Annotated in this window: 8 protein-coding genes; 4 read left to right on the top strand and 4 right to left on the bottom strand. The window is 47.1% G+C overall.

Annotated features, from left to right (window positions below):
* A partial coding sequence (locus MiSe_RS47200) for a hypothetical protein (RefSeq protein WP_226594021.1) occupies window positions 1–204 on the top strand: 204 nt, incomplete at its 5' end.
* Between the two features lie 80 nt (window positions 205–284).
* Here MiSe_RS47200 and MiSe_RS47195 read toward each other — a convergent pair.
* From MiSe_RS47195 to MiSe_RS47180, 4 genes are all read right to left on the bottom strand, one after another.
* Complete coding sequence (locus MiSe_RS47195) at window positions 285–1,466, bottom strand: CapA family protein (RefSeq protein ID WP_226594019.1); 1,182 nt, start codon at window positions 1,464–1,466, stop codon at window positions 285–287.
* Window positions 1,467–1,631: 165 nt separating this feature from the next.
* Window positions 1,632–2,615, bottom strand: a complete 984-nt coding sequence (locus MiSe_RS47190) for an endonuclease/exonuclease/phosphatase family protein (protein WP_226594017.1) — start codon at window positions 2,613–2,615, stop codon at window positions 1,632–1,634.
* A gap of 63 nt (window positions 2,616–2,678) precedes the next feature.
* Window positions 2,679–2,909 (bottom strand): helix-turn-helix transcriptional regulator, encoded by a 231-nt coding sequence (locus MiSe_RS47185; protein WP_226594015.1) that lies wholly within the window; start codon window positions 2,907–2,909, stop codon window positions 2,679–2,681.
* Window positions 2,909–3,166, bottom strand: coding sequence for a helix-turn-helix domain-containing protein (locus tag MiSe_RS47180; RefSeq protein WP_226594013.1), 258 nt, complete (start codon window positions 3,164–3,166; stop codon window positions 2,909–2,911). The genes MiSe_RS47185 and MiSe_RS47180 overlap by 1 nt, the downstream gene beginning before the upstream one ends.
* A 332-nt stretch (window positions 3,167–3,498) precedes the next feature.
* Between MiSe_RS47180 and MiSe_RS54350 the strand changes: the two genes are divergently transcribed.
* From MiSe_RS54350 to MiSe_RS47160, 3 genes are all read left to right on the top strand, one after another.
* Window positions 3,499–3,816 (top strand): nucleotidyltransferase family protein, encoded by a 318-nt coding sequence (locus tag MiSe_RS54350; RefSeq protein ID WP_226594023.1) that lies wholly within the window; start codon window positions 3,499–3,501, stop codon window positions 3,814–3,816.
* Complete coding sequence (locus MiSe_RS47165; RefSeq protein ID WP_226594011.1) at window positions 3,803–4,144, top strand: HepT-like ribonuclease domain-containing protein; 342 nt, start codon at window positions 3,803–3,805, stop codon at window positions 4,142–4,144. Before MiSe_RS54350 ends, MiSe_RS47165 begins: the two co-directional genes overlap by 14 nt.
* Before the next feature lie 307 nt (window positions 4,145–4,451).
* Complete coding sequence (locus MiSe_RS47160) at window positions 4,452–5,759, top strand: M20 metallopeptidase family protein (RefSeq protein ID WP_226594009.1); 1,308 nt, start codon at window positions 4,452–4,454, stop codon at window positions 5,757–5,759.
* Window positions 5,760–6,093: the final 334 nt, after the last annotated feature.

The raw sequence follows: 6,093 nt of genomic DNA, 5'->3' as shown, positions 1-6,093 counted from the left end.
AAAGGCGCCTTTTGTGTAGCGGCAGCATTAATGCTGCCCGCACACTGCTGCCAAGGTGTACCTCATGCGGCTGCAATCCGCTATAGTTCATCCGGCTGCAAACCGCTGTATACGCAAATGCTTCGTGCTTTGGATCTAGTCGAGATCGTCAGAAAGGGTACTGTCAATTCTGCAACCAATTCGTTTGGGCATTTGCTGCTATAGGCGGAACCACCGGGCGCGAGCGCTTCTGTTTTAGGTAGCAAAGTATACACATCTGCATTCCTCAGCCAAGCCGCATTCAGCTATTGAGCGCTTAAAGACTTGAGATGACGCTTCATCTCAACTAATTGCCGTTTTAAGACCGGATACTTGCTGGCGGGAATGAGTGAATCTTTTTGGCGATTCACGACAGCTTCTATTGGCAAAACGCGAAAACTAAGCCGATTATTCAGTCGATAATTCTGAGTCCAAGTCGGAATTGCTTCCACTTGGGTAATTTCTACAGTTTTTTCAGGAAACCGCTTGCGAATATTGACGGAAAAAATTACGCCAATGTCTTTGTAATTTCCCAATTGATAAGCGATAAAATTCCCCAGTGAATAAATGGCAACTCTGGTTCTCAGTTTTCCATCTTTTCCCCTTACTTTGAAGATTTGGTAAGGTTGAACTACATGGGGATGATTGCCGAGAATAATATCAGCCCCAGCTGCAATCAACCGCTGAACCAGTTGTTTTTGTCTGGCGTTTGGTTGACGCTGATATTCGTCGCCAAAATGGAGACAAATCGTGACAATATCGGCTCCTTGCTTTCTGGCTTTAGCAATATCTTTGATTATTTTCTTTTCATCAATTAGGGAGACGAGGTAGTTTTTTCCTTGGGGAATAGGGATGCCATTCGTGCCATAGGTATAAGCCAGAATTGCCATCGAAATGTTGTTTTTATTGACGATTAAAATCTTTTCCGCTTCCTTGGCAGAGGTGGCTGTGCCGACTAAAGCGACTCCGCGCGATCGGACATTTTTAATCGTGTTAATAACTCCCCTTTCTCCTTTATCTAATGCATGATTATTCGCATTTGTCAAGATGTTGAAGCCAGTTTTTTTGGCAGCATCGACGATTTGGGCTGGGGCATTGAATATAGGATATTCTGAATAGCCGAACTCAGAACCAGCTACGGGGGTTTCTAGATTGGCGATCGCCCAATCTCCCTGGGTAATAATCGGCTTAACTTCTGGGAAAAAATGGTCGAAATTATAGGTTTTCTTTTGGGGATTGTAACCGGAGCGCGTCAAAGCCAGATGCATCAAAATGTCGCCGACGGCAATTAGTTTTGCTTCTTTTGTATAAGATTTGGGCTGGGGGGGTACTCCAGGCTGAGCCGATTTTACAGCGTTCGAGATCGCCGTTGGCTGCGGATGCTTGAGAAAATTGCAGCCAGATATGAACAAGATGAAAATGATTAGGAAGGAGGCAGGAATTTTCATACAATCATATTAACGCAAGTTACTATTTATAACCATCATGGGTTGCTCAATTGCTAATCGCTAATTGCTAATTGCTCGTGAGAATATTTTTCGCTTCTACCATTAGCTATTAGCCATTAGCCATTAGCAGTCAGAACGAGGTAACTAGCAACTTGCGTTAGATGGTCAAATTCCCAGGGTGACTAGCAGGGGGAGGTGATCCGATCCGATGTGGGAACCGATACTCCGTTTGACGGTAACTATAGAGCGACTGTGCAAGCAATGGTCGATGGGGATTCTCAGGATTGGTAGTAAACTACCGTGCCAGGTTGGTTGCAGTCCAAATCCGTTTTGGGAGTTGACCAATCCGCTTTGGTGCAGCATTTGCCGGAACGAACCGTACCAGGGGGTACTGTTGAAATCGCCAATAACGATCGCTTGCCTTTGGCGACTCCATTGAGCAAGCGCTTCAAATTCCACCCGCTGGAAGTCCACGGTACTGGCACTGCGGGGACGAATGGCATGAAAGCAGAGTAGGTCAATCGGTTTACCGGCGTAGGTAATGGTTATCTGGAGGATGGGGCGATCGCTTGTAGGCGGTAGGTGGATCAATTCAGCTGCTTTCACTTCAATTGGATAAGAAGGTTGCCGCGACACAAACCAGGCACTACCATGACTGGTGGTGCGGGGTTCTGCAATAACCAATTGATAGTTTGTTAAACCTGCCTGAAGCTGGGGTAAAGATTGAGGCGTGACTTCGAGCAATGAGACAATATCTGGAGCTTGCTTATTGACATAATCGATGGCTTTACTGACATCCGGATTATCGTTATCTAGGGTGGCATGGAGGACTCGCAGCTCGATCGAATTTGTTGCATGTCCAAAGGATGGGAGAAATAATGGCAAGAGCAAGCTGAGATTGATTGCCAAAGGAATCCCCCACAGCAGATAAAAGTGTTGACTTAAGCCAGGTTGTCGATCGATTAGATCCAGGAAGAAAGCGATCGCTAACAGCAAGCAATATTGCGGTCGAAAGTGTTCCAGCATGGCAAATATCCACCACCAGGAACCGGCAAAGCTAAACGCTGTCGCCAACGCTGCGCCTCCTGCTAGGATATTTACCCAAAATTGAATTGAACCCAATTGCTTGCCGATCTGCTTTAATTGCATGTTGTTTGATACCAGCTATGATTTTGGATTGGGCGATCGCTGTTTTTTTGCATTAGCATTGATTCAGTTTTCCCTGTTAGGTAATTGCTTCTGCGTCGCTTCAACTAGCTCATCAAGGGAACATCCCAGAATTTCGGTTAACAACTTTGTCTGAGCAAAGGTCAATCTCGGTTCGTGTCGTTGGTTTTCCCAAGCGCTTACGGTGGTAATAGTAACATCCAGCGCGGCAGCTAGCTCGCGCTGCGTCAAACCCGCTCGTTCGCGCAGTTTTACCAGTGTTAGTTGTTCTTTCATTATTCTGGATTGGGCGATCGCTCCTCCAATGGCCCAAAGTCGTCCGGTAATTCTTCGATGGAAATCCCCAATTCGCGACACAAAGCCTTTATCTGAGGAATGTTTGGTCTACTGACCCCATCTCCCGCAACCCACCTCGCGTAAGTCCGCAACGGAATACCGCAACGCCGACACAATTCTTCTTGCGTCAAGCCGATGCGTTCTCTTAGACGCTCTAATGGTGAACTGCTTCCTTTTTGCTGAGGGTGCTTTTTCATGAGAATTATGTAATTTTGACATGAAGACTTGACTTTGACTAAATCTCATGTCACGATGACAGGTAAACGAACATTACAAAAACACAGCCCTAATGCCTAGTTAGGGCTGACAAAGGATTGTAATTATGTCTACTACCAACAATAACGCCATTCGGGCGTCACTTTTTCCTTGGACGATTGTGCGCTTGCTACCGAATTTGCAGAGAATAACCGTAGGGCGGTTTCGCAGGCGTAGCGATGCGGAAGGACATCTGCAAGTTTTGCAGCGGTTAATACCTAATGCTCGGTTTGCTATCGTGTTTGAGGTAGAGAGTGAGAGGCTGAAAACCGTGATACCACAACTTCAAACTCAACTGCCTCAACAGCAAATTGCCGCATTTTGTCAGCGATGGAAAATTCAGGAGTTTTACCTTTTTGGTTCGGTCTTGCGGCAAGATTTTCGCCCTGACAGCGATATTGATGTCATGGTTAGCTTCCAGGCGAATGCACCTTGGGGACTATTAGAATTAGTCCGGATGAAGCGAGAACTCGAAACTATCGTGGGGCGGGAGGTAGATCTAGTGACGAAAAAGTCGATTGAACAGAGTGAAAACTGGATTCGTCGGCAAGAAATTTTAGGTACCGCACAACTTTTTTATGCCGCGCGATAATGCCTCGCTACTGGATATCGTCCAAGCTGCACAACGGGTATTGCAGTTTGCCTCTGGACTGAATCGAGAGGAACTAGGGGCAGATGTGATGCGGCAATCGGCGATTCTCTATCAGATTGCAATTATGGGAGAGGCGACAAAACGGCTATCTCGCGAGTTTCGCGCCGCACACCCAGAAATTCCTTGGGATGATGTTGCCGGAATGCGAGATATTATCGCCCACCAATACGATCGCATCGATCTCGATATCGTTTGGCAAGTTATTGAGCATAATATCCCTGAGCTGTTGAGTTTGATCGCTCCTTTATTACCCAGAGAGAAGCAATAAGGTCTACTAGACTTCTCCAATAACTACCCTCAAAGGCGGGCAAGATGCTCACCCCACAAGAATTATTTGGAGAGGTCTACCGGATATCGTTCAAATCTAATAGCTGGTATTGCAAAAGAAATTCAATTTCTACGAACAATCTTTGGTTTAATCGCTAAAAATATATAAAGAAACCTGGTTTCTGACCCCGCCTGTGGTTCGCGATCGCATTCCCAGTTTGCATATAACGCGGGCGATCGCTCATACCATTGGTTATGATAGTCATCTGTTATTTTGGCGACAAATTACCCATTACCCATTACCAAAAATGATATCCACATTCCCAAATGCTGCTGCTGTTGACTTATCGCGCATCCGTTTAGAAATTAGGTCATTGCAACCTCGCCTGGTGGAATGGCGCAGAAAGTTGCACCAACGCCCGGAACTCGGTTTCAAAGAGAACCTGACGGCGGAGTTTATTTCCCAAAAGTTATCGGAATGGGGCATCACCCATCAAACCGGAATTGCTAAAACGGGGATTGTCGCCACCATTGAAGGCAAGCAACAAGATTCGATCCCCCCCTGCCCCCCCTTAACAAGGGGGGAATCGCAACAGATCCCCCCCTGCCCCCCCTTAACAAGGGGGGAATCCCACATCCAAAAACCCAAGGTGCTGGCAATTCGGGCGGATATGGATGCCTTGCCGATTCAAGAAGAAAACGATGTACCCTATCGATCGCAACAAGATGGGATGATGCACGCTTGCGGTCACGATGGACATATTGCGATCGCACTCGGCACCGCTTACTTCCTCTCCCAACACCGCGAAGCTTTCTCCGGTACTGTCAAGATTATCTTCCAACCTGCCGAAGAAGGGCCGGGAGGCGCAAAGCCGATGATTGAAGCCGGTGTCTTGACAAATCCCGATGTTGATGCTATAATCGGCCTCCACTTGTGGAATAACCTGCCCTTGGGTACGTTGGGTATCCGAACGGGGGCGTTAATGGCGGCGACGGAAAGTTTTATTTGCAAAATTCACGGCAAGGGGGGACATGGTGCAATTCCCCATCAAACGGTAGATTCTATTGTGGTTGGGGCGCAGATTGTCAACGCATTGCAAACGATTGTATCGCGCAACGTCAATCCCATCGATTCAGCAGTAGTGACAGTGGGAAGATTTCACGCCGGAAAGGCGGTGAATGTGATAGCCGATACAGCAGAAATTGCTGGCACGGTGCGATATTTTAACCCGGAATTGGGGAAATTGATTCCGCAACGAATCGAGCAAATAATTGCCGGGATTTGTGCCAGTCACGGAGCGAAATACGAATTAGATTACAACGGACTTTACCCGCCGGTGATTAACAATGCAGATATCGCAGAAATGGTGCGTTCTGTAGGGTTAGATATTGTAGAAACTCCCTTGGGAATTGTGCCAGAATGCCAAACAATGGGAGGCGAGGATATGTCTTTCTTCTTGCAAGCAGTACCGGGATGTTATTTCTTTTTGGGTTCTGCTAATCCGGAATTGGGATTAGCTTATCCCCACCATCACCCCCGGTTTGATTTTGATGAAACCGCGTTGGGAATGGGGGTAGAAATGTTTGTCCGCTGCGTGGAAAAATTCTATGCATGACTGACAGAGGGAGGCAGAGCCTCCCCTCACTCGTTCCCAGGCTCTTGCCTGGGAACGAGATCGCAAGGCTCTGCCTCGCTTCAGCCGGTTTTCTATAAAAAATCCTTGGGAATGTTGTAGGGACACGGCAATCATAAAATGTTCATTTGTACAGAAGATTTCGGCTGCCGTGTCCCTAGGCAGCCAACCCGTTTGAGGCAATGTCCCAGGGACACGGCAATCATAAAATGTTCATTTGTACAGAAGATTTCGGCTGCCGTGTCCCTAGGCAGCCAACCCGTTTGAGGCAATGTCCCAGGGACACGGCAATCATAAAATGTTCATTTGTACAGAA

This window comes from Microseira wollei NIES-4236 (assembly GCF_020521235.1).
GTDB classification, from domain to species: Bacteria; Cyanobacteriota; Cyanobacteriia; order Cyanobacteriales; family Aerosakkonemataceae; genus Microseira; species Microseira wollei.
The sequence above is the reverse complement of the archived record's forward strand: the minus strand, read 5'-3'. Positions and strand labels throughout refer to the sequence as shown.

Coding starts and splice junctions, on each gene's coding strand:
- MiSe_RS47195 (WP_226594019.1), bottom strand. CDS start 1,466: ATGAAAATTCCTGCCTCCTTCCTAATCATTTTCATCTTGTTCATATCT.
- MiSe_RS47190 (WP_226594017.1), bottom strand. CDS start 2,615: ATGCAATTAAAGCAGATCGGCAAGCAATTGGGTTCAATTCAATTTTGG.
- MiSe_RS47185 (WP_226594015.1), bottom strand. CDS start 2,909: ATGAAAGAACAACTAACACTGGTAAAACTGCGCGAACGAGCGGGTTTG.
- MiSe_RS47180 (WP_226594013.1), bottom strand. CDS start 3,166: ATGAAAAAGCACCCTCAGCAAAAAGGAAGCAGTTCACCATTAGAGCGT.
- MiSe_RS47165 (WP_226594011.1), top strand. CDS start 3,803: ATGCCGCGCGATAATGCCTCGCTACTGGATATCGTCCAAGCTGCACAA.
- MiSe_RS47160 (WP_226594009.1), top strand. CDS start 4,452: ATGATATCCACATTCCCAAATGCTGCTGCTGTTGACTTATCGCGCATC.